The 22,216-nt window shown below is 39.3% G+C and carries 21 protein-coding genes; 13 read left to right on the top strand and 8 right to left on the bottom strand.

The features are described from left to right. Window positions 1-61: 61 nt before the first annotated feature. The 8 genes from QNH29_RS27650 to QNH29_RS27615 all read left to right on the top strand — a co-directional run bounded on the left by QNH29_RS27650 (window position 62) and on the right by QNH29_RS27615 (window position 10,696). Window positions 62-1,297, top strand: a complete 1,236-nt coding sequence (locus tag QNH29_RS27650; protein WP_283862440.1) for an ABC transporter substrate-binding protein — start codon at window positions 62-64, stop codon at window positions 1,295-1,297. Window positions 1,298-1,314: 17 nt separating this feature from the next. Continuing rightward, window positions 1,315-3,069 carry a sensor histidine kinase gene (locus QNH29_RS27645; RefSeq protein WP_283862439.1) on the top strand — a complete coding sequence of 585 codons (1,755 nt, stop codon included), beginning with the start codon at window positions 1,315-1,317 and terminating at the stop codon, window positions 3,067-3,069. Beyond that, window positions 3,070-4,242, top strand: coding sequence for a response regulator transcription factor (locus QNH29_RS27640; RefSeq protein WP_283862438.1), 1,173 nt, complete (start codon window positions 3,070-3,072; stop codon window positions 4,240-4,242). Between the two features lie 246 nt (window positions 4,243-4,488). After that, the gene (locus tag QNH29_RS27635) at window positions 4,489-5,868 is read left to right on the top strand and encodes an ABC transporter substrate-binding protein (RefSeq protein WP_283862437.1); all 1,380 of its coding nucleotides are present in this window, start codon (window positions 4,489-4,491) and stop codon (window positions 5,866-5,868) included. Window positions 5,869-5,936: 68 nt separating this feature from the next. After that, entirely contained in the window at window positions 5,937-6,878 is a 942-nt protein-coding gene (locus QNH29_RS27630) for a carbohydrate ABC transporter permease (RefSeq protein ID WP_283862436.1), read from the top strand. Further along, window positions 6,875-7,708 (top strand): carbohydrate ABC transporter permease, encoded by an 834-nt coding sequence (locus QNH29_RS27625; RefSeq protein WP_283862435.1) that lies wholly within the window; start codon window positions 6,875-6,877, stop codon window positions 7,706-7,708. Before QNH29_RS27630 ends, QNH29_RS27625 begins: the two co-directional genes overlap by 4 nt. A gap of 12 nt (window positions 7,709-7,720) precedes the next feature. Next, window positions 7,721-9,154, top strand: a complete 1,434-nt coding sequence (locus tag QNH29_RS27620; RefSeq protein WP_283862434.1) for a glycoside hydrolase family 32 protein — start codon at window positions 7,721-7,723, stop codon at window positions 9,152-9,154. 642 nt (window positions 9,155-9,796) lie between these two features. Continuing rightward, on the top strand, window positions 9,797-10,696 hold the full coding sequence (locus tag QNH29_RS27615) for an acyl-ACP desaturase (protein ID WP_283862433.1): 900 nt from the start codon (window positions 9,797-9,799) through the stop codon (window positions 10,694-10,696). Window positions 10,697-10,834: 138 nt separating this feature from the next. On the opposite strand, the gene QNH29_RS27610 is transcribed toward QNH29_RS27615, so the two are convergent. From QNH29_RS27610 to QNH29_RS27600, 3 genes are all read right to left on the bottom strand, one after another. Beyond that, window positions 10,835-11,122 (bottom strand): HNH nuclease-like protein HlpB, encoded by a 288-nt coding sequence (locus QNH29_RS27610; RefSeq protein WP_283862432.1) that lies wholly within the window; start codon window positions 11,120-11,122, stop codon window positions 10,835-10,837. Between the two features lie 84 nt (window positions 11,123-11,206). Then, entirely contained in the window at window positions 11,207-12,331 is a 1,125-nt protein-coding gene (locus tag QNH29_RS27605) for a hypothetical protein (RefSeq protein WP_283862431.1), read from the bottom strand. Window positions 12,332-12,476: 145 nt separating this feature from the next. Continuing rightward, window positions 12,477-12,851, bottom strand: coding sequence for a YmaF family protein (locus QNH29_RS27600; protein ID WP_283862430.1), 375 nt, complete (start codon window positions 12,849-12,851; stop codon window positions 12,477-12,479). A gap of 318 nt (window positions 12,852-13,169) precedes the next feature. Between QNH29_RS27600 and QNH29_RS27595 the strand changes: the two genes are divergently transcribed. Beyond that, the gene (locus QNH29_RS27595; RefSeq protein ID WP_283862429.1) at window positions 13,170-14,240 is read left to right on the top strand and encodes a hypothetical protein; all 1,071 of its coding nucleotides are present in this window, start codon (window positions 13,170-13,172) and stop codon (window positions 14,238-14,240) included. Then, window positions 14,227-14,970: a hypothetical protein gene (locus QNH29_RS27590; protein WP_283862428.1), complete on the top strand. Its 744-nt coding sequence runs from the start codon at window positions 14,227-14,229 to the stop codon at window positions 14,968-14,970. The genes QNH29_RS27595 and QNH29_RS27590 overlap by 14 nt, the downstream gene beginning before the upstream one ends. 740 nt (window positions 14,971-15,710) lie before the next feature. Here the strand turns inward: QNH29_RS27590 and QNH29_RS27585 are convergent. Both QNH29_RS27585 and QNH29_RS27580 read right to left on the bottom strand, forming a co-directional pair. Continuing rightward, the gene (locus QNH29_RS27585; RefSeq protein ID WP_283862427.1) at window positions 15,711-15,929 is read right to left on the bottom strand and encodes a DUF2922 domain-containing protein; all 219 of its coding nucleotides are present in this window, start codon (window positions 15,927-15,929) and stop codon (window positions 15,711-15,713) included. 32 nt (window positions 15,930-15,961) lie between these two features. Further along, on the bottom strand, window positions 15,962-16,180 hold the full coding sequence (locus QNH29_RS27580; protein ID WP_283862426.1) for a DUF1659 domain-containing protein: 219 nt from the start codon (window positions 16,178-16,180) through the stop codon (window positions 15,962-15,964). Between the two features lie 122 nt (window positions 16,181-16,302). Here QNH29_RS27580 and gloA2 point away from each other — a divergent pair, with 122 nt between their 5' ends. Beyond that, on the top strand, window positions 16,303-16,689 hold the full coding sequence (gene gloA2, locus QNH29_RS27575; protein ID WP_283862425.1) for an SMU1112c/YaeR family gloxylase I-like metalloprotein: 387 nt from the start codon (window positions 16,303-16,305) through the stop codon (window positions 16,687-16,689). Window positions 16,690-16,706: 17 nt separating this feature from the next. Here gloA2 and QNH29_RS27570 read toward each other — a convergent pair whose 3' ends face one another. Beyond that, on the bottom strand, window positions 16,707-16,928 hold the full coding sequence (locus QNH29_RS27570) for a hypothetical protein (protein ID WP_283862424.1): 222 nt from the start codon (window positions 16,926-16,928) through the stop codon (window positions 16,707-16,709). Window positions 16,929-17,091: 163 nt separating this feature from the next. On the opposite strand from QNH29_RS27570, the gene QNH29_RS27565 reads away from it, so the two are divergent. Both QNH29_RS27565 and QNH29_RS27560 read left to right on the top strand, forming a co-directional pair. Next, a complete protein-coding gene (locus tag QNH29_RS27565; RefSeq protein ID WP_283862422.1) occupies window positions 17,092-17,448 on the top strand; it encodes a nucleotide excision repair endonuclease in 357 nt (118 codons plus the stop codon). A gap of 143 nt (window positions 17,449-17,591) precedes the next feature. Then, entirely contained in the window at window positions 17,592-18,437 is an 846-nt protein-coding gene (locus tag QNH29_RS27560) for a TRM11 family SAM-dependent methyltransferase (protein WP_349654875.1), read from the top strand. Window positions 18,438-18,710: 273 nt separating this feature from the next. Here QNH29_RS27560 and bglH read toward each other — a convergent pair whose 3' ends face one another. Further along, a complete protein-coding gene (gene bglH / locus QNH29_RS27555; protein ID WP_283862421.1) occupies window positions 18,711-20,123 on the bottom strand; it encodes an aryl-phospho-beta-d-glucosidase in 1,413 nt (470 codons plus the stop codon). Window positions 20,124-20,160: 37 nt separating this feature from the next. Next, window positions 20,161-22,086 (bottom strand): beta-glucoside-specific PTS transporter subunit IIABC, encoded by a 1,926-nt coding sequence (locus QNH29_RS27550; protein WP_283862420.1) that lies wholly within the window; start codon window positions 22,084-22,086, stop codon window positions 20,161-20,163. Window positions 22,087-22,216 lie beyond the last annotated feature (130 nt).

Below are 22,216 nucleotides of genomic sequence, written 5' to 3'. Positions count from 1 at the left end.
AGATTTATAGTATACATAAAGGATTAACAAAGTAATAGTTAGATATTATATAGGAGGATATATGAAGCGATTTCTTTCTATCAGTCCCATTCTTATCATTCTCTTGTTAGCCGGTTGTACAGGAAATGAATTAGATCAATCTCTCATAAAAGAAGATAAGATTGAACTTGAATTTTTTTCACCGAAACCAGAAACAGAAGTGATCTTTAATGAACTCATTCAAGAGTTTGAAGAGCTGCATCCTAACGTTACGATTAAGCAGGTCATTGTACCTGAACCGATGACAGTGTTAAAAGCAAGAATTGCAAGAGGTGATATTCCGGATCTTTTTATTACTTATCCGATCGAACAAGATTATAAAGTAAGAGCTGAAAAAGGATATCTGCTTGATTTATCAAATGAACCCTTCATTAAAAATATCCAACCCACTATCCAAAACCGATATCTTATAAACGGAAAGATGTACGGTGCTGCCTTAACGCAAAATGCGGTAGGAGTCCTATATAATAAGGATCATTTCGAAGAATTAAATTTATCGGTTCCTAACAGTTGGAATTCGTTTGTTCAAGTTTTGGAGGAATTAAAGTCTAATGGAAAAACAGCTTTAGTCATGCCTAACAAGGATGCAAACCAGGCGAGTATTTTTAATCTAAACTTAGTCGCAAATGAATTCGAAACGAGTTATTGGGAAAAGGATGAGTTTTCAATTGTATCTGATCCAAGGTGGAGGGAAATATCAGAAAAAACCCTTACGGTGCTGTCATATGTTCAGCCAAATTCTTTTGAAGACAGCTATTATGATGTAAATAAAAAGTTTGCAAATGGTGAAGGTTCTATGTACATTATGGGAACATGGGCGTTAACGATGATTGAAAAGTCGAATCCTAATTTAAATTATGGCATTTTTCCATTTCCGGCAACGAATCAAATCGATCATAATGTGTTGGGAGGAGTTGATATCGGCTTTGCCATTTCCGCTGATACAAAACATCCTAAAGAAGCGAAAGCATTATTAGCATTTTTGATAAAAAAGGAAAACGCTCAAAGAATATCCAATTTTGAAGGTTCAATCAGTGCGGTTAAAGGAGTTACAAGCACCCATAAAGAAGGTCATTTAATAAGAGAAAAAATTGCAAGCGGGCAAGTAGTAAACTGGCCCAATCATTACTGGGCAGGAGGGACTGCTGCAGAATCCGATTTTCGAAAATATACGGCACAGTTTTACTATGATCATAATATGGATGTTTATCTGGAGAATTTAGACAAGATGTTTAACCATTATTCGAATGCTAAATAAAAGAATTAGGTGCCGATATGTTAAAATTTCAGCATAAGTTAATCATTGCCTTTATCAGTTTTGTATTAATTCCGATTATTATACTAGGTGTGGTTTCTTACAAAATTTCATCCACCACGTTACAAAAAAATATTAGTGAGCAAATGATCCAAACTTTAAAGGCGGTTGATCGAAATTTATTAGCCGCTGTTTCTGAGGTGAATTCCTTTTCTGACTATGTTGTTTCATCAACTGCCATTCAGGACTATTTAAATACACAAAATACTTCCTCGATCTATGAATTTTACAGCAATCAGCAGGAAATCGCCGGAAAGATGTATGGAAATTCACAGATTGATAATCTTGTTCTTTATACGAATGACGGGAATGTGATTACTTATACCGATGATAGGGTTACGAGTTTAGATACGCTTCGCTCAAGTTTGTTTTTGGATAAGGTTTTACAGCAGAAAGGTCGTCCGGTTTGGTTAACTCCATATGAAAATCAAAACCTTTTTTTTAGTCAGGACTATATTCTCACTCAATCAAGAGTCGTAAAGGATCTTAACACGCTTGATAATTTAGGGTATTTAATACTACAAGTAAAACTAGATTTATTTGATCCAATTTTTAAAGATATTTATGGAGGTCCCAGCCATGAATTAATTGTGAATAAAGCGGGGACCGTGCTTTATTCATTAAATCGAAATTTCATTGGTAAAACTCTGGACATTCAAAGTTTTTCTGAATTTCCAACCAATAAAAGTGGTTACTTCACTGATGAATGGGACGGTGAAAAAAGTTTGATTACTTATATGCCGTCTAGTTTTGAAACGGGAAGTAACTCACAGCTCATCCTAGTATCAATAAAGCCTTTGAAAACGATTGCCAGTGAAGTCGTTAATATCCGAAACACCATGTTAGTCGTTGTAGGGTTTACCGTGTTAACCGCCGGTTTATTTAATTTATTGTATTTGAAAAGAATTTCTCGTTTTATTCATGAACTGTTAATAAGGATGAAGCAAGTTGAAAGCGGCAGGCTGAGCAAACGAATGGGAAGATTTAAATTTCAAGAATTACAAAACATTTCGCAGGGCTTTAATAACATGATCGGAAAACTTCAACAATTGATGAGCGACATTGAGATAGAACAGGAACGCAAGCGTGAGGCTCAGTTTAGAGTGCTGCAGCAGCAAATCAATCCTCATTTTTTATACAATACCCTTGAATCAATTAATGCACTCGCCGCTTTAAATGGGCAAAGGGAAATTAGTAAAATGACGATTAACCTCGGTAAGCTGCTGCGCATTAGCATTAATGGTGGATATGAAGTGAATGTAAAAGATGAGATCCGTCATGTAATCAGCTACCTGGAAATACAGAAAATAAGATTTAATAATCGTTTTTCTTTCGAAGTAGATGTAGAAGAAGAACTTAATAATTCTCCGGTCCTTAAACTAATTCTGCAGCCGCTCGTAGAAAATGTATTAAACCATGCGTTTTCAAACACAGATGATGAAGAACGGCTGATTAAGATTAGAGGAAGGGTTTCAAACAGCCAAGGCGAGTTTTGGATTGAAGACAATGGTAAGGGTATTGATGAACATGTACTAATGGAATTAAATCAGTGGAAACTAGAAAATCATCATACTCAAACAAGTAATGGCCATGGTGTGCGCAATGTTGATGAGCGGATAAGACTTTTTTATGGAGAGAAATATGGTCTCATCATTTGTTCGACGAAAAATGAGGGTACGATAATTAAAATTTCATTTCCGATTAAAGGTGATTAAATGGGATATAAAGTAGTGATTGCGGACGACGAAAAGTTAATCTTAAAAAATCTTGCACAAATCATCGATTGGCATGGATTAGACTGTGAAATCATTGGGACAGCTCAAAATGGACAAGAAGTTTTGGAAATCATCAAAAATCAACAAGCAGATCTTCTATTAACAGATATTTCAATGCCTGAAATGAGCGGGATTGAACTGTTAAAGACATTAAATCAGATCGATAATAGGCCAATGGTTATTTTAATAAGCGGTTATGATGATTTTGAATATGCAAAAGAGGCAATTAAAAATAACGCGTTCGACTATATTTTAAAGCCAATTGATTATGACGAATTGGAAGATTGCGTTAAAAGAGCGCTTAACAAATTAAAAGAGCAAAAGGTAAGTGATTATCGACATGAGAAAAATGCAATCTATGAGCTGATTACATCAGGGAAAGTGGACGTACAAATCAACAATAAACAAGCTCTTTACTTCTCAGTGATTGTAAAAAATTATAAGGAAGACATCGAGTTCATTTTTACAAAAAATGCAGACTTCCTTTCTAAGTGGAATGCAAACCTATTTGTTTACAAGCTGTCAGAAAGAGAAGTGATGGTAGTCGTTGAAATGGCAAAACACTTCATCAATCAAACAGCCGAGATTATCGATGCATTCTCACAGCAGCTTCTTCATGAAGGCTCTGATCAATGCATCATCTCGGTTGGTAAAGTCGTTAAGCAGTTATTTGAAATAAAGCATTCCGTTGATGCTGCCAAGGAATTACTAAAATATGAAAACTATATAAGTGGCAATGTTCTGACAGAAGAGCGGCTAAAGAAAGAATATAAGCCCAGCCAATCAGCTGCAGATATGATGGAAGAGGCGCTCGACTATATCCGAGATAACTTTCAAACAGATCTTGGTATGGAACAGATTGCCGAACGTGCAGGATTAAGTGTTAGCTATTTCAGCCTGCTTTTTAAACAAAAAACTGGTCTTACCTTTCTCGATTATTTAACCAATGTCCGAATGGAATATGCCTGCCTTTTCCTGCAAAATACAGATCTTAAAACATATGAAATTGCCGAAAAAGTCGGCTATACCGATCAGCGCTACTTCAGCCAAGTATTTAAAAAGAAAATGAAAAATACACCAAGTGAATATCGTAAACTAGTAAAAAATAAGTAAGCTAAGTAAGCCTCTCCCTGCTGGGTGATGAGGCTTTTTTGTTTATTGCCTTGTGATTGTTGCTGATAAGCGGGCACCTTTACGTTTTTCTTTTTCAATAATAAGAATTTAAACATTTTTTAGAAAAATGCCGCATATCGAAAGCGCTTTAAATACCTTATCATTAACTTATGAAAGCGCTAAACGAACTCACACTTCAATAATGAAAGCGCTTGATAGGGTATTAAGAGAACGAGGGGGAGAAGTATGAAAAAGTTAATGTTATTTGTATCAATTCTGTCTTTAGTCTTTTCGTTAGTAGCATGTAGTTCAGACAAAACTAGCAACAGTGAAAAAATTGTAGTTTGGACACAAGCCGCAGCAGATCATCCAGAAGGAAAGATGTTTGCTGACCGGGTAAAGAGCTACAATGAGGCTCATCCAAAAGGACCTAAAGTCGAAATACAAAACATCACACGTGCAGGAGCTGGTTCAGGATATATAGATAAACTGAATGCAGCCATTACAGCAAATGACATGCCTGATATTTTTACATTAGATGGACCTGATATTGGGGCTTACGTTGATTCAGGATTACTTGGTGAACTAGATGAATACATGAGCGAAGGATTCAAAGATGGATACACGCAAGCGATCATCGACCAAGGAACAGTGGACGGGAAATTCTATGGAATGGGTTATTCAGACTCTGGCGTAGCCATCATGTATAACGAAGACATGATCAATGCATTACCTGAAGATGTAAAAGCATTAGTTCCTTCACTTGATCAAGACTGGACATGGGATCAATTTATTGAGTTATCAAGAAAAGTGGACGAGTTCGCAAAAACGACGGATGATCCAGCGTTTGCAAATTATGAAGTGGCTGTAAGTTTATTACTAACAGACATTCCTGCAGGTGCCTATGAATTAGGAACATACTACTTTACCCCGCTTCTTTGGGGAAATGATGCAAACATCGTCGCTGAAGATGGTGTCACAGTTGATGGCGTATTAAACAGTGACAAAAGTGTAGAAGCATTAACAAAGTATGCACAATTATTCGCTGAACCAGCACTTGCTAGTGCGACAGAATCCGAAAAAACATTCCATACAGGAAAATCAGCACTATCTGTTAGCGGATTCTGGTATGTAAATGAGCTTATCAATAATTACCCTGACTTAAAATTCAAAACGGTTCGTTATCCAAAAATGAGTGAAAACATGAACGGGTTATACACACCATCAGGATCTTGGGCATTTGTTCGTAACGGACAAGAAGAAGACGAAGATCGCATCAAGCAAACCGTTGAAGTCATGGAATGGTTAACTAACGACGAAGCATCAAAGGAATATTTCGCTAAAAATGGTTCTATTCCAACAAGAATCAATTCCGTGGACGCAATTGATACAAATACAGACAACCCATATCACAACGATGCATGGACAGTATTAAAGTATCAAGTGGAAAACACAAATAAATCTCGTCCTGTATCACCAGGATATCCTTATCTTTCTGAAACCTTTGCAAAAGACGTCATTCTTAAAATCGCTCAAAACAAAGCGACAGATGAAGCAACAATCAAGAAATATTTAGACGATGCAGCGAAGAAAATTGAATTAGAATTTGCAAAGTACAAAAAATAATCGTTTGTAAAAGTAAGAGGTGAGGCGAGGACCTCACCTCTTACTCTTTTTTAAAAGGGGTGTGAACCATGAAGAAATTTATCAAACGTTTTGTAAAAGTGAGAAATACAACCGAACACTTCAGACATAGCGAGCATTATAAAACAAGAGATATCGTGTCCGCTTACGGATTTTTAACACCTGCTTTAATTCTAGCGATTCTTTTCATTGTATTACCCATTATTTTAGCGTTTACGTACGGCTTTACGGACTACTATTTATTAAAACCAAACGACAAAGAATTTAATGGACTTGAAAACTTTAAGCGAATGATGACAGATGAAGTGTTGATCCAAAGTTTTAAAAACACGATTAAGTTTGTGGTATTTGTTGTTCCTCTGCAACTGTCGATGGCACTTGGACTTGCGCTAATTGTCAACAAAAAAATCAGAGGCGTAGGGTTCTTCCGTACCGCCTATTTTTCTCCAGCTGTTTTATCTCTTGTTGTTATCTCAATCCTATGGACGGTCATGTTAAACCCAACATCTGGGTTAATTAATGAAATCCTTGCAAATATTGGCATTTCAAAGCAGCCTTTCCTCTCAAGTACGTCTCAAGCAATGTATACGATCATTGCGATCTCTGCATGGTCAGGGTGTGGGTATCAAATGATGATCTTTTTAGCAGGACTTAAAAATATTGATGGAAGCCTTTATGAAGCAGCGGACATTGACGGAGCCAATGCGTTCCAAAAGTTTTTATTTATCACCATTCCGTCATTAAAACCCATTCTGATGTTTTTAGTGATCACCACCACGATTCAGGCGTTTAAACTTATTGTTCAACCGATGGTTATGACAGGTGGAGGTCCGGATTACTCAACGATTACCATTTTGCAATACATTTATGAGTATGGATTCCGTCACCGAAACATTGGATATGCAAGTGCTATTACATTAGTATTCACGATTTTCTTAGTCGTTATCTCAATTATTATTAAAAAGCTATTTAGAGAGGAGAAAGCAGCATGAAAATTGTAAAGAAAACCTTGTTTTATATCCTGGCGTCTCTTGTGGCATTACAATTTTTACTTCCTCTTATTTGGATGATTCTTTCTTCATTTAAAATTGATGAAGTGATTTACAAAGATATTGATACAATCTTTGCCTTTGTTCCAAGATTTTCTGATCTTTCGTTTGATTCCTATGTGGAGTTATTAGGTTTTTATAACATCTTTAAGAACGTTGGAAATAGTTTGATTTATGCATCCGTTACAGTGGTTGTAGGATTAACCATCAATTCATTGGCAGGATATGCTCTAGCAAGATTTAAATTTCCTTTTAAAGATTGGATTTTAATTTTTATTATCGCTCTTATGATTGTGCCAATTGAAGCGACCATTCTTCCATTGTTTTTAGTGGTAAATGAAATGGGATTAATCAACACGATTCCAGGTTATTTGCTGCCATTTATTATCAATGTGATGAACATTTTCTTATTCAGACAACATTTCATATCCTTCCCTGGTGAATTGATTGAATCAGGAAAAATCGATGGACTAAGTGAAGTAGGATGTTTTTTCAGAATCGTCATGCCGTCAAGCTTAAATATGTATATTACAGTTGGAATTTTAACGTTCTTAGCATCATGGAACGATTTTTTATGGCCGGTTATGGCGTTATCAAACGCAGATTTGATGCCAATTCAAGTTGCCCTTAATGCCGTTTTTGCTGACACGTATAACATTTTCACAAGTCACATGATGGCAGCACTAACCATCGTAACGATTCCAATTGTTATTCTTTATATCATTTTCCAAAAATACATTGTGGAAGGTTCCATGCAAAGTGGAATTAAATAAAAGAGGTGCTCTATGAATCGACTACAAAAAGCAAATGACTATATCAAAGAAAACAAACATAAAACAAATAACCGCCCCCTTTTTCACTTTTCACCAGAAATCGGATGGCTCAATGACCCAAATGGTTTTTCCTTTTACAAAGGGAAATACCAGCTCTTTTATCAGTATTACCCGTATGACATTGTATGGAATGACATGCATTGGGGTCATGCAACAACAAATGATTTTGTCAATTGGGAGTACCTTCCCGTAGCGATGGCCAATGACAAAGCGTATGATGCAAACGGATGTTTTTCTGGAAGTGCGATTGAAAAGGATGGGAAGCTCTATCTCATTTATACAGGTCATATTGATCCTAACTTAGGGTTTGATAAAGATGAATCACAAATTGCTGAACGTCAGTGTGTTGCCGTGTCAGAGGATGGTATCCATTTCGAGAAATCCAAATTAAATCCCGTGATTGGCGAAAAAGAATTGCCAGAAGGGTATCTCATTTGTGATTTCAGAGACCCTAAAGTGGTAGAGCGTGACGGGGTATACTACTGTGTATTAGCGGTAAGAAACGCGAAACGTCGTGGTGAAATCATCATGTTCCAATCAAGAGATTTACTTCAGTGGAGCTTTCATTCTTCAATATTTCAAATGGCATTTGAAGAAAATACGTTACTAGAATGTCCAGATCTCTTCCACTTAGACGGAAAAGATGTGCTAATGTTCTCAGAAATGCCATGCGACCCTGAATTTGACGGAGAAGTAGAGAAAAAGACGTCTTATGTGATTGGACACATGGATTTTGAAAACGGAGCATTCACTCCTGAGGCAAAGGGCTTGTTAGATTATGCAACGTTTTACGCACCACAAACAACGGACGGTCAAAACGGTGAGAGACTTTTAATTGGATGGATGCATCGTTGGACAAAAGCAACACCACCAAAAGAGTACGGCTATAACGGCATGATGAGTTTACCAAGAAAGTTACACATCAAAAACAACACATTGATTCAACAAGCCTATATTAGCCATGACGATTATTTCACACCCGTTGCTGTTCATGAACATGTTTCATTAAATGAGGATTTGCACATTGAAAGCGGAAGAACAGGATATTTATCCCTATCACTTTTATCTAAGAGTGAATCGTTTGTTGTTGAATTAAATAAGAAAGATAAAACAGCAACACGCGTGAGTGTGGATCCATCATCCAATTCAGTTGTGATTTCTTCTGATTATGGAGAAAGTGAACCCATTACCATACGTGACTGTTTTAACAAAGAAGAAAACACACTAGAATTTTATGTGGATCTTCATTCAGTTGAAATCTTTGTGAATAAGGGCGAAAAAGTCGCAACATTTACGGCATATGAAAAAGAAAAAGGAACAAGTATTGTCATTTCAGGAAAAGGAGCCCACTTAAAAGAAGTTCGTTATGAGGCGTTTAGTTCTTAATAAACGAAATAAACCCCGCTCTAAACTATTTGGGTATGCACACAAAAAGATTGGCTTGATTTGGAATCACAGATGTCAATGCAAAAATCTTGGCCATCAATCCTAAACTTAGTGATATTACAAAAGCACCGGGTTTGAAATAATCACGAATTAAATGGATAGGACATAGGGACAGGACAACTGTCCCAATTTTTTTGAGAAAAGTCCTGCCTTAAACGAGAAAGAATATAAACAAGGTTGTAAAGGGGGTAGAAAAAAGAAAAGTAATATGATCCCAGTCAAGTAGAAAGTAAATTAAAAGAAAAGGTAAGCAGCTAAGTTCTATATTGGCAAGGGCTCAGGCTGCTATTTTTTTCAGAAAACAATCGTGATTATAGAATCGGATATATTGTTTTCACTTTATAGAGATCCAGCCAATCATTGAGGGAAATATGCTATTTAAGAGATAATTCAACAATTTTCTATTATATTAACTTTTGCTAAAATATAATGTCTCCTATCTAATGACTTCAATTGCAGTTGAATCACTTTTCCTTCATATTACCTATTTGTTTTTTAAACACTCTTTTGATTCGGAATATTGTTTACTTTGTGATTTAATAGAGTAATACGGTAGAGTAGCGAAAAGGAGATGTGTATTAGTTGCTAACGAATCATTTAGACTTTAGACTTGAGCCGCAGTTAAAGGAATTATACGAGGAACATAAGAAAAGGGCAGCCAAAATCGATTGGGGCTATCATGATTTCTTGCCTTGGGATAAAGCACAGGATTTCCGGAGAGTACCTTGGAACCCTGAACAGGTAACATTACCGGCAGGTGTGGTAACCGCAGTAGAGACCGCTCTCTTAACGGAGGTTAATCTACCTTGGTTCACTTCCCATTTAGATCAAACCTTCAAAGGGTCACTTTCTGTCATTAAGGATTTTGTCCATACCTGGACAGCGGAAGAAGATCAGCATTCCAACCTTTTGGAGACTTATCTTTTAATTACAAGAAACGCAGATCCCAAACGCCTTCGTCAATTGCATAAACAGACCGTTGAGGGTGGCTGGGAGCCGGATTTTCATACCCCTTTTGAGACGATGGTCTATACTTCGCTCCAGGAACTTGCGACGATGGTTTTTTATTATAATGTTGCGAAAGTGGCGGGACCTCATGATAAAGAATTGGCTACACTGCTTAGACGACTCGCCAAGGATGAAACGCTTCATTATGCTTTTTATCGTGATGTCATTAAGTTACACCTGCAATTGGAACCGAATTATTGCTACTATCTCGGTTATGTAATTAAGAATTTTCAGATGCCTGGCACGGTTATGCCTGATTTTGAAGATCGGATGTCTATCATTGCAAAGGAAGCCAATTACGGGCCGCTTGAATATTTTGATCAAGTGCTGGATGTTATTGTGGATTATTGGGATATTGCAAATCTTAGACCGATTGCTCCGGAAGCGGAAAAGGCGAGGTTGGATATTCTTAACTATCATGCGAGGCTTAAACGGGTAAGAGATCGTTTTTATGCTGGTGTAAACCGCAAATAGAAAGATACTAAATTGGGTTTTCCCTGCAAGATTTCGCTGCAGGGGAAACCTTGTTTTTTGTGTGGTGCTAAAACAGAGGGATTTTTGGGCAGGTAAGCAGAACCTGGTGACAGGCACCAAGCATGAGTGTGTTGGTGACTAACGCTTCCGTTTCCGCTCATTTGACTTTTTTATTTTCATGATTTTGGTTGAAGGCTGTTTCCGAATCCATTTAAGAAAGAGAGATAGTTGGGGATCTTCTTTTAATTCAGGAATGGTTGTTAAGCGTGCTGCAATTTCTTCATTAGTATAAAGTGCATGTATTTGTTTATGGCAAGGGATACATAAATGTGCTGTCGGACCAAATGTACCACCCATCTCTTTCGGCAGCAGATGATGGACAGTTGTCTCAACCTCCATACGTTCACAAAGTTCACAAGTACCCATTCATCATGCCTCCTGATTTCCCTATCCAGTGGTAGGACCTCTCATTTAAAAATTTCCACTTGCGAGATAAAGAGATGTATATATTTATTTGCAATATTCCATATGTAAATTCGTGTTATTCTTCTTTTTGTTCTGGATCCTTTCAGGTTTTGTTTTTTTAAGGCAAGTTCTACAAAAAGTCTTATGATGGTTGTTCGTCCAAGCCATTTTTCCATTTCTTAATAAACTAACTATATAAAATGGTTTTTTAGGAAGGGAGTAAGGTAAATGCCAGGTAAGAAAAAGCACCATAAGCATCATCATGGCAAAGACCACAAAGACAATAAGGAAAAACACGACCACAACGATAAGCATAGTGGCGGCAGTCAGCACGATCATAACGACAAGCATAGTGGCGGCAGTCAGCACGATCACAACGATAAGCATAGTGGCGGCAATCAGCACGATCACAACGATAAGCGCGATGGCGGCAATCAACATGATCATAACGACAAGCACGATGGCGGCAAAAAACAAGACAAGAATGACAAGCATGATGATTGTATGAAGCAGGATAAAAAGGACAAACACGATTGTGGCTGCAAAAAGCAAGACAATCATGACAAACACGATTGTGGCTGCAAAAAGCAAGACAATCATGACAAACACGATTGTGGCTGCAAAAAGCAAGACAATCATGACAAACACGATGATTGCCACAAGCAGGACAATCATGACAAACACGAAGATTGTGGCTGCAAGAAGCAAAATAAAAACAATCACCACCAAGATGATTGCAACAAGAAAGACAAGAATGACAACCACCATGATTGTGGCTGTAAGAAGCAAAATAAAAACAACCACCACCAAGATGATTGCAACAAGAAGGACAAGGATGACAAACACGATTGTGGTTGTAGTAAGCAAAAATGGAACAAACAACATCAAGATGATTGCCATAAGCAGGACAAGAATGACAAACACTGTGGATGTGGCTGTAATAAGCAAAAATGGTACAAACAACATCAAGATGATTGCCACAAGCAGGATAAGAATAACAAACACCGTGATTGTGGCTGCAATAAGAAACAACATCAAGATGATTGCCACAAGCAGGACATGGATAATAAACACCATGATTACGGCTGCAACAAGCGAGACAACTATAACAAATACGATCGATACAAGAAGAATGACTGTGATCAAAAGAGAAATGATTATTATGATCATGATAAAAAGCAAAACCATGATTATACTAACCGCAGACCATGCAGAAACTTTGGTTGTTTATTTAGATGTAAATGTGGGTGGTAATTTTGACAGGGAGCCATTTCTATTGACTAGAAAGCTCCCTTTTTGTTGTTGTTAAAAAATCTTAAAGACTAGTTCTTCCACTATAATAATGTCTATGTGGCCGTGGCCCGTTAACCGTGGTAACTCCATTAAATTCATGATAATGTCCGCCGTTAGGAAGCGGAATGGCAGGTCCGGTTACTCCTTGAATTTGGTGTCTATGTCTGTCATCAACAGAAGTAAAGGTAAAATATCTGTGGGTATGCGGAACCCCAGTAGGTGCTGGTTCGGTGGTACCAGCGTATTGATGGCTGTGACCATCATCAAAAGAGGTAATACCGCTAAAGCTGTGAACATGTACAGGCCTGCCATCCCAAGAGGTAATATAAAGTCGGTGGGAATGCATAGGGTCTGATCCATCGGAGGAATACATAAAGCCAGAAACAGGGATATCCATGAAAATTCACTCCTTAAAAGCTTTTTAACACAGTATTCAACTCCTGCCTATTTAGTGCTAATTCCCTAAAGAGGAGTATGTTTTCGGACAAGCTCAGGTTTCTGCACAGGTGAAGCAATTTCTTTCGACAAAAAATTTACTAGAATCGAGGCTAGAGTTCTTTTTTAAAAGGGTTTGTGACGTTTTTAATCAAACGTTTGATTAGCAGTGATGTTGCGGAGAAGTGTCGAAGTCTGGCTGCAGATATAGTAAAATAAATACAATGAATTTTCTTGGAATGAAATGGATTCGGAATCTAAAAAAATGAGGTTATGAAGCATGATCGCCGATTTGCTTACGAAGTTAGAAGATGAAAAGGATCAATGGATTTACGATGCGATTGATCGATTTCATGAACGGTTTATGGACCTTGATGGCCAGTGGTATGAAACTGGTGAAGGTCCAGCTGAAAATCAGATTATGAATATGAAAAGTTCCATGTATAGCATTCGTAAACAGAAGAATCTTGAATTGAAATCAAAGCAGATGGAGCTTAAAACGATTGAAGCTAGTATGACGGAAGATGAGCGAACTCACGAGAATTTGGAGACCGCGATTGAGTTTTTAGATAAGGAGCTTGTCCTTTACGCCGACCAACTGCAAGGGTTGGAAAAGGTTCAGTTGGGAAAGTACCAGGTTTTTTTGGACGACAAGTTTACTTTTGATAAAAAGGATCAGGTGGTTTTTAAGGAGCGGAAGATATCGAAGTTAGTGGAAAGCTACCAAATGGTGGAGATGGAACTGGTTGACTTTTATCAGCGGCAGCTTTCAACGATTTGGGTGTTGCTGTCTCGGAGTATGGAGAACATTGATTCGGCCGCTAAGGTTGATTTTAAAATGGACCCGCCGCAAGTTGGTCTTTCCTTAAAGCATGGTCGAGGTCTTGATCAATATATAAAACTAGGGAATTTTGAAGAGGACTTTCGGATTGTGCTGGAAACGTTAATAGAAAATAACGATATTGTTTATGGCTATTATGAAAGCCAGGTTAATCAGTTTAAGGAGAAGGGTATAGAAGACATTAAGCTGCTATGGACACAAAAGATAGAGCACAAAAGGCAGGCAGAAGAGAACCTGCATGAGCTTCAGGAACAGAGAAAGATAAACGAAAAGCGTATGCTAGAACTGCAGGATGAGCTGGGCAGCGAGGAGATCGAGCGGAATCAGGAACTGTTAGAACCCAAGCTGCTGGATGATATGTTAAAGGAAGAGTTTGTGAAAACCGTATCACGCTGGCAGGATAAGTTATTTGCGGAGAATGCATCTGATGAGGAGCGATGGGTGTATCACCACTACTGCCAACTTATATTAAAGCAAGCGGAAAGGATCATTGGGAATGAATACTTCTAATACATTGGATGAGAAATATACAAAGGTCATACAATCACTAAAGGAAATTAATAATGAACTTTTTTATGATGATTTGAAAAAGCTTATGAAGGACCGGGAAGAAAATATTGCCGCATTAAATGAAGAAGTTTATGAATCGATTGAAAATATGCAGAGGTCGATGCAGAGCTTTCCTTTGCAGGTTAGTGACAGGTTGAAGGAAGCATTGGTCGACCCTCAGAATGAAATTTTTCATCGCGGGATGGAAAGGTTTGATGAGAATATTCTCGTACTGGAAAAGAAGATTGCTTTTTGGCATCAGCAGTATCAGGAAAATCTTGAGAAAACCGAAAAGTTGTTGGCAGAAGTAAAAGGGTTCCAGCAAGAGGACCGGGAGTTTATCATCGGTGAAACAGAAAAGGGACTGACTGCTATTAGGAAGGTACAGGAAGCTTTGAGTGAGCAGTCCTCCGCCTTGAATGTGAAATATGAAGTGGTGAGCGACCGTTTAGGGTTGATGCTGCAGGAGTTTATGGCGGTTGAAGACAGGTACAAAGCGGAGATCGCGGAGTTGACACAGAATGTCGTGCAGGTTCAAAAAAATGCTCAGGACAAGTGGGATGAAAAGTGGAAGCTGAGTGTTGAACGTAGTGTAAAGAGAGAAAGGCTGTTTAAAAAGTGGCTGATGGGGCTTGCCGTTGGACAGGGAGTCTCGGTTTTAATGATGGTCTTGTATTTTATAATGAAGTAATGTGGCGGCTTGCTCTTGGGATGGGGGCGGGTCTTATTTTTTTTAGTTGGTCTTAGGTCTCGAATTAATTAGGCAGATAAACAAAGGGAATCGGCAGGTAAAAAGGAAAATAGGCAGGTAGGAGTCTGAAATCCGCAGGTATAGGAGACAAATAGGCAGGTAAGTGGGTTTTGGTGAAATAAGAAATTGGAAAAATGCACACTTAAATATGGATTCATGTTTAATTTAGGGTGAATTATCCATGTTTAGGAAAAAATAATACCTCTAGCCATGCCCCAGCATGGCTTTTTCACATTTGGTCTGAGCGAGGAATTCATTAGGCAGGTAAACAAAGAGAATTGGCAGGTAAAATGGAAAATATGCAGGTAGGAGTCTGAAATCCGCAGGTATAGGAGACAAATTGGCAGGTAAGTGGTTTTAGTTAAAAAATGGAAATCAGAAAAGTGCACCTCAAGTTTGGATTTATGCTTAATTTACATTGGATTATCCATATTCAGGAAAAACGATACCTCTACCCAAGCCCCAGCATGGCTTTTTCACATTTTAATCTGAGCGAGAAATTAATTAGGCAGATAAACAAAGGGAATAGGCAGGTAAAAGAGAATATATGCAGGTAAGAATCCCAAATCCGCAGGTAGAGAATCCAATTTGGCAGGTAAGACGAACTTTACGAAAAAAATATGAATGTATACTAAAAAGAAAAGAGACCGGCTCCCACGGGAAACCGGCCTCCTCATCGATTATACAATCTCATATTCCGTAACATTGCGGTCAATCACTCGTGCTCCTTTTACAGAAGCAAAATTACCATTTGTAGATGTAAACACTCCAGACGCGATCATTTCCTCCATCGCAGGCTTTACGACAGATTCGTCAATCGGTTCCTTCGGATTTTCAATCGACAGACGCACCGGTTTCCCAAACTCGGTAACAAACTCTAACTCTAGTGTTTTAGCCATTTTATTCACCTCCTATCATTTTTATTTTTCCATTACGCTAGTAGCTCTGCATTTTCGACTCTCTCAATATTGCTGAGAGTGTCATTGGATAAACTAATTACAGCCTGTGCTGCTTGTAAAAGTTGACCGGGAGTGGCGGATTTTTGGATATTATTGAAGGTCTTTGCCTTAAGAATAGGTTTGCCGTCATCATCCATCCCCACCTGGAACACCAAACGTAACTTCGACGCTGTTACAATTGCTTGTGCCATCGTTATCACCTCCTTTCACCCTTTATATATAAAAAAATAGGCAAAAAGGACATGGTGACAGAAAATATATTTTTATCTGATGTTATACTTTAATAAACTAGTGAAAGAAGTGAGGAGAGAAAATGAATGTAAAGAAAATACACCATATCGCGGTGATTTGTTCGAACTATGAAATTTCGAAGGATTTTTATGTGCGCGTTTTAGGCCTCACGCCTATAAGGGAAGTGTACCGTGAGGAAAGAGACTCTTATAAACTGGATCTTGAGGTAAATGGACAGTACCAAATCGAGTTGTTCTCCTTTCCAAACCCGCCAGCGCGTGTTAATAGTCCGGAGGCTGCTGGTTTACGGCATTTGGCCTTTGAAGTGGACAATATTGAAGAGGAGGTCCAGCATTTAAAAGGGCTGCAGGTGGAAGTAGAGGACATACGGATAGACCCATGGACACTAAAGAAATTTACCTTCTTTAAAGATCCGGATGGGCTGCCGATTGAACTATATGAATGTTAAGGGCAGATCTGGGGGGGTTAATCGTCAGCAAACATTTCACCCAGATACTCTGCATGGTCCAGATACTGTAAAACAAATTCATCTAAGGTCATTGGGATTTGGGTATCTTCAACCCAATAATCATAACTCACTGCAATAGTCTTTTTGATAAGGTCGTTGACAAGCCACTTTTGGGCTAATGGATGGTGCTGGCTGGAGAGGACATCATTCACTTCCTGAATACTGGTTATCCTGAACACCCCCTAGAGATTGCCTTTTTAGTATATGCAGAAACTTTCCATTAAGAGTTAAAAAAAGGAACTTTATTGTTAAATTTGGCTAAAGGATGGATATCAGGATATAGTAATATATGTAGATATGTGATAGCATTTAAAGCACTGTAGAAAGAGGAAGTGAGCTTACGTGATTAACATAACCGTTCCAAAGCCGGATGTTACGATTACCAAAAAAGATAATCCAGAGATGAGTAATATTTTTGGATTTACTGAATTTCATCTTATCCCTCGTGATAAGGGTGGAATCTTCATGTTTTATAACAAGGATAAAGAGCTGTTATTTGTTGGGAAGGCAAGAAAACTGCGGCCAAGAATCAAAAAGCATTTTGAGGATACCGTTTCTCCAATCAAAAACCATCGAAATGAAGTCACAAGGATTGAGGTTTGTGTGATTGAGGAACCCGTACATAGAGAAATTTATGAAACGTTTATCATTAATGAAATGAAGTCGAAGTACAATATCGACAAGGTTTTTTTTAGATAAAATAAAGGCAATAGGTATAGTCAATCACCGACCATGCCTGTTGCCTTTTTCTATAAAGGATGAGAATGATGGATTGTACCTATATCTATACTTACGCAGGTTATGAGGATGAACGCTCTTTGCGTGCGCTGGAGATGCGCTCAATGTTTGGGATGGAATCGCAAACGAATATTTTAGAAAGCCCTGTAAAAATTGGACCAAGTCGCAGTCCGTTTATAAAGGAGAGAATTGGTGTAATTTTCGAAGGAGAAAGTTTGGAGGAACTTCTCGAAAAATTAGCCTCCTTTGAAGTATCCGGAGAAACCTTTAAAGTGATTTTTTTGAAAAATGGCGAGGAAACCTTTGAAAATCGGCGGACGATTGAGCGGGAAGCAGGCCAGCGGATTAAAGGTATAGCTGATATTCGTCATCCACAGCGTATGTTTGCGGTCATGCATGTGAACGGAAGATGGGTTTTCGGCGACTATGTGAAAAGTGAGTCGGTTTGGTTTCGTCATCAGCAGAAGCCGCACCAGTACTCCACCGCGCTCAGTACACGTGTAGCGAGGGCGGTGGTGAATATCGCGGTGCCGAACCCAACCGGGATCAAAGCGATTGATCCTTGTTGTGGAATAGGGACCGTGCTGATTGAAGCACTGTCGATGGGCATTGATATCGTGGGGAGCGACAACAACCCGGTTATTCTCGCTGGAACAAGAGAGAATATTAACCATTTCGGCCTTTCATGTGAGGTCAAATTTAAAGACATGCGTGATATTGTCGATCAATATGATGTGGCGATTATCGATTTACCTTATAACCTGTGTTCCGTACTATCTGCCGAAGAGCAGCTGGAAATGCTTCAAAGTGCGCGGAGGTTTGCGGATAAGATTGTCGTGGTAACTGTGGAACCGATAGATAAGATTCTTATGGAAGCGGGTTTTGAAATTATTGACCGGGCCGTTGCAAAAAAAGGGGTATTTTCTCGTGAAGTGATTGTGTGCAGGTAGGATAGAGAAAAAAGTGTAGAGTTCGCAGACTCTACACTTTTCTTGGGTGCCTGTCACCACTCGTGGACACTTTCCACCTGAGGCGGACACACATCAGAAGAGTTCCCAAAGATTAACTCTTCTTAAGCGGAATGAAAGACAAATCAGGAGAGTTCTCATTGAGATTAGTCCTTCATCAGCGGGATGAAAGACAAATCAGGAGAGTTCCCAGTAAGATTAGTCCTTCATAAGGATTTCTCATATGAAAAGTCTGGCATTCACAAATCCCATCATTTAAAGCTCTTCCCCATTACTAGCAATAATCTGCTTATACCAATCAAAGCTTTTCTTCTTAATCCGTTCATTTGAACCTTGTCCCTGGCTGTCACGGTCGACATAAATGTAACCATAGCGTTTTTTCAGCTCAGCGGTAGAGGCACTTACAAGGTCGATTGGTCCCCATGAGGTATAGCCCATGATTTCGACTCCATCCCCGATGGCATTTTTCATTTCCTTGATATGCTCGCGAAGGTATTCAATGCGATAATCATCCTGGATCGTTCCGTCTTCTTCCACTTTGTCGACCGCACCAAGTCCATTTTCAACAATAAATAATGGTTTTTGATAGCGGTCATATAACTGGTTACAAACCGTTCTTAAGCCTTTCGGGTCAATTTGCCAGCCCCATTCGGATGCTTGTAGATAAGGGTTTTTTACCCCTTCGAACAGATTTCCAGCTGTTCTAGCAGCTTCATGTTCCGGTGCCGTGCTCGTGACAAAGGACATATAGTAGCTAAAACCAATGTAATCAACCGTATTTGCCTGTAGAAGCTCTAAATCGCCAGCTTCCATTTTGATATCGATATTATTTTCGATAAAGTAATTCGATATATAGGTTGGATAATAGCCTCTAGATTGAACATCTGAAAAGAATAACGTTTTTCGATCCTGTGTTAAGGCGGCGAACATATCCTCTGGTCTAGAACTATAAGGGTAGGTAATCATCGACGCAATCATACAGCCAATCTGTGAAGTCGGAATGATTTCATGTCCGGCTTTGACAGCGAGAGCGCTCGCAACAAATTGATGATGTGCTGCTTGATAGATGTCCTGTTCATTCTTTTGCCCATTTTCAAAAAGCAGTCCGCCACCTGTAAACGGTGCATGAAGGAGGACATTGATTTCATTAAAGGTCATCCAAAATCTTACCTTGTCTTTATAGCGGGTAAAGAGAGTCCGGGCGAACTTTTCATAAAAATCAACCACTTGGCGATTTTTCCAGCCGTCGTAATTTTTAACTAACCCAAGCGGCATTTCATAATGAGAAATTGTCACAACGGGTTCAATATTGTAACGGCGTAGCTCATCAATCATATCATCGTAAAATTGCAAACCCTTTTCATTCGGCTCTTGGTCATCACCGTTAGGAAAAATGCGTGTCCAGGCAATTGAGAAACGAAACGCTTTGAACCCCATTTCGGCGAATAACGCAATGTCTTCTTTGTATTTATGATAAAAATCAATTCCCTCATGATACAAATTAAATTGTGTCATGGAAAAATCAGGAGGACTCATAATCCCGTTCGGCGATACATCTGCCGTGGATAAACCTTTACCATCTTCTTGATAGGCACCCTCCAATTGGTTAGCAGCTACAGCCCCGCCCCATAAAAACCCATCAGGGAATTGTCTTGTTTGTGAATTCAATCCATTCACCCCTTAACAAAATTTTGTTCAACATTTATTACTTTGTTTTCAACTCAAACAATCGGTCTCCAGATTTAACATGGTTTTGATCTGTGACCAACGGAAGTTGATATTGACCTTTATTTGTCACAATCACAGGAGTGGTGACAACATATCCGGCCCCTTGTATACCTGGAATATCAAATTCAATCAAAAGCTGGCCTTTCTCTACTCGCGCACCTTGAGAGGTGTGAGAGGTGAAGAATTTACCTTCCAGCTGCACGGTATCCATCCCAATATGGACTAAAATTTCCGCTCCTTGGTCTGATGTAATCCCAATCGCATGGTTGGTTGGAAACAGTGCCGTCACGGTACCAGAAACAGGGGAGTACAGTTTCCCCTCGGAAGGTTCTATTGCAACACCCTGTCCAAGCGCACCCGATGCAAATGCTTGGTCTTTAATTTCTGAAAGAGCTTTTACTTCGCCGTTGAATGGGCTGAAAAGAACCTCGCTGCCCTGACTTGGAGTTGATTGAGTTTGGCCAGTTGGTTTGGACTCAACTGTTTTCGTATCTTGGGCTGCTGTATTATTTTTACCCATCCCAAACAGCCAAGTTAAGATGAAGCCGACGATAAATCCGACAATCATCGCAACGATGGATCCCCAGAATCCAGCGTCTAGTCCTCCTGTAGGGCTGATATAGGTAGGGATTCCAAAGATACCAAGCCCGCCAACCATATAGATTTGCGACCCCATAAAGCCTAAAATCGCACCACCAACGGCACCGCCAATACAACTGATAATAAACGGTCTTTTTAGCGGCAGGGTAATCCCATAAATGGCGGGCTCTGTCACGCCAAAAATACCGGAAATAAAAGCAGGTAAACTAAGTGATTTTATTTTCTGATCCTTGGTTCTTAACCAAACCGCAAGGACGGCACCAATCTGAGCGAAGGAAGCTGCAAACATCGTACCAAGTACGGGGTCTGCGCCGTGCACGGTAAGGTTGTTAATCGCAATAGGGACAAGGCCCCAATGCAGTCCAAAGATAACAAACACCTGCCATAAACCGCCGACAAACAGTCCTGCAATCATCGGGCTGAGATTATATAACCAAAGGGTCGCTTGACCTAAAAGGACACCGGCCCAAGTGGCGACTGGTCCAATGACAAGGAACGTAATCGGAACGACAATTAATAGAGTTAAAAATGGCACAACGAATGCTTTGACTACATCTGGAACAACCTTTTTGAAAAATTTCTCTACTTTTGCCCCAAAATAAGCAGCTAATATAATTGGAATAACCGAGGAGGCATAACTCATTAAAATAACCGGTATCCCTAAGAAAGTAATATAAACGGGGGACTGAAAAACACTCCCCGAAAACAAAGTGGTGATCGGGTCGCCCGTTGTTAACGTGGTTAAAGTCGGATAAACAAGAGAGGCCCCAATTGCCATCCCGATAAAGTGGGAGCCGCCAAATTTTTTGATGGCGGTATAGCCTAAGAAAATCGGGAAGAAAAAAAACAGGGAGTCACCGATTGCGTTTAAAATATGATAAGTTCCTGTGGTATTCTCTAACCAGCCTAGTGCTACGAACAGGGCGACTAACCCTTTGATCATCCCGGTTGCGGCCAGGACGCCTAGAACTGGGGTAAAAATACTAGAAATAATATCAATAAAACTTGCTTTCTGTTTGTCTCTGCCATCTTCGGCATCGACAGGGGATTGTGATTGGAAACCGCCGGAGTTTACCACAGCCTTGTATACATCTGGAACGTGGTTGCCAATTACCACTTGGTATTGGCCGCCGCTTTTCATCACAGTGACGACACCTTCCATGTTTTTTAGTGCATCGGTATTCGCTTTGGATTCGTCTTTTAATTTAAAACGTAAACGTGTGATACAATGAACAACGCTATTTACGTTTTCTTTTCCGCCGACATTTTGTATGATGTCTTTTGCTAGTTGCTCATACTTCATTCCAATACCTACTTTCACTCTTTTTTACTATCGGCTTTGTTATATTGGGTCTGTTGATTTGCGCTCCGGGCACTTCGCTTTCCGCGGGCGTGCCGAGGAGGCTCCCCAGCCCCGTACTCCCGCAGGACAT

It is taken from the genome of Neobacillus sp. DY30 (assembly GCF_030123065.1).
Classification (GTDB): Bacteria; Bacillota; Bacilli; order Bacillales; family Cytobacillaceae; genus Neobacillus.
Note: the sequence above shows the minus strand (reverse complement) of the source record. Positions and strands in the feature narration are given on the sequence as shown.

Bases quoted from the DNA above. Each gene is read 5' to 3' on its own strand.
- QNH29_RS27650 (WP_283862440.1), top strand. From the start codon at position 62: ATGAAGCGATTTCTTTCTATCAGTCCCATTCTTATCATTCTCTTGTTA.
- QNH29_RS27645 (WP_283862439.1), top strand. From the start codon at position 1,315: ATGTTAAAATTTCAGCATAAGTTAATCATTGCCTTTATCAGTTTTGTA.
- QNH29_RS27640 (WP_283862438.1), top strand. From the start codon at position 3,070: ATGGGATATAAAGTAGTGATTGCGGACGACGAAAAGTTAATCTTAAAA.
- QNH29_RS27635 (WP_283862437.1), top strand. From the start codon at position 4,489: ATGAAAAAGTTAATGTTATTTGTATCAATTCTGTCTTTAGTCTTTTCG.
- QNH29_RS27630 (WP_283862436.1), top strand. From the start codon at position 5,937: ATGAAGAAATTTATCAAACGTTTTGTAAAAGTGAGAAATACAACCGAA.
- QNH29_RS27625 (WP_283862435.1), top strand. From the start codon at position 6,875: ATGAAAATTGTAAAGAAAACCTTGTTTTATATCCTGGCGTCTCTTGTG.
- QNH29_RS27620 (WP_283862434.1), top strand. From the start codon at position 7,721: ATGAATCGACTACAAAAAGCAAATGACTATATCAAAGAAAACAAACAT.
- QNH29_RS27610 (WP_283862432.1), bottom strand. From the start codon at position 11,122: ATGGGTACTTGTGAACTTTGTGAACGTATGGAGGTTGAGACAACTGTC.
- QNH29_RS27605 (WP_283862431.1), bottom strand. From the start codon at position 12,331: ATGATCATAATAATCATTTCTCTTTTGATCACAGTCATTCTTCTTGTA.
- QNH29_RS27600 (WP_283862430.1), bottom strand. From the start codon at position 12,851: ATGGATATCCCTGTTTCTGGCTTTATGTATTCCTCCGATGGATCAGAC.
- QNH29_RS27595 (WP_283862429.1), top strand. From the start codon at position 13,170: ATGATCGCCGATTTGCTTACGAAGTTAGAAGATGAAAAGGATCAATGG.
- QNH29_RS27590 (WP_283862428.1), top strand. From the start codon at position 14,227: ATGAATACTTCTAATACATTGGATGAGAAATATACAAAGGTCATACAA.
- QNH29_RS27585 (WP_283862427.1), bottom strand. From the start codon at position 15,929: ATGGCTAAAACACTAGAGTTAGAGTTTGTTACCGAGTTTGGGAAACCG.
- QNH29_RS27580 (WP_283862426.1), bottom strand. From the start codon at position 16,180: ATGGCACAAGCAATTGTAACAGCGTCGAAGTTACGTTTGGTGTTCCAG.
- gloA2 (WP_283862425.1), top strand. From the start codon at position 16,303: ATGAATGTAAAGAAAATACACCATATCGCGGTGATTTGTTCGAACTAT.
- QNH29_RS27560 (WP_349654875.1), top strand. From the start codon at position 17,592: ATGTTTGGGATGGAATCGCAAACGAATATTTTAGAAAGCCCTGTAAAA.
- QNH29_RS27550 (WP_283862420.1), bottom strand. From the start codon at position 22,086: ATGAAGTATGAGCAACTAGCAAAAGACATCATACAAAATGTCGGCGGA.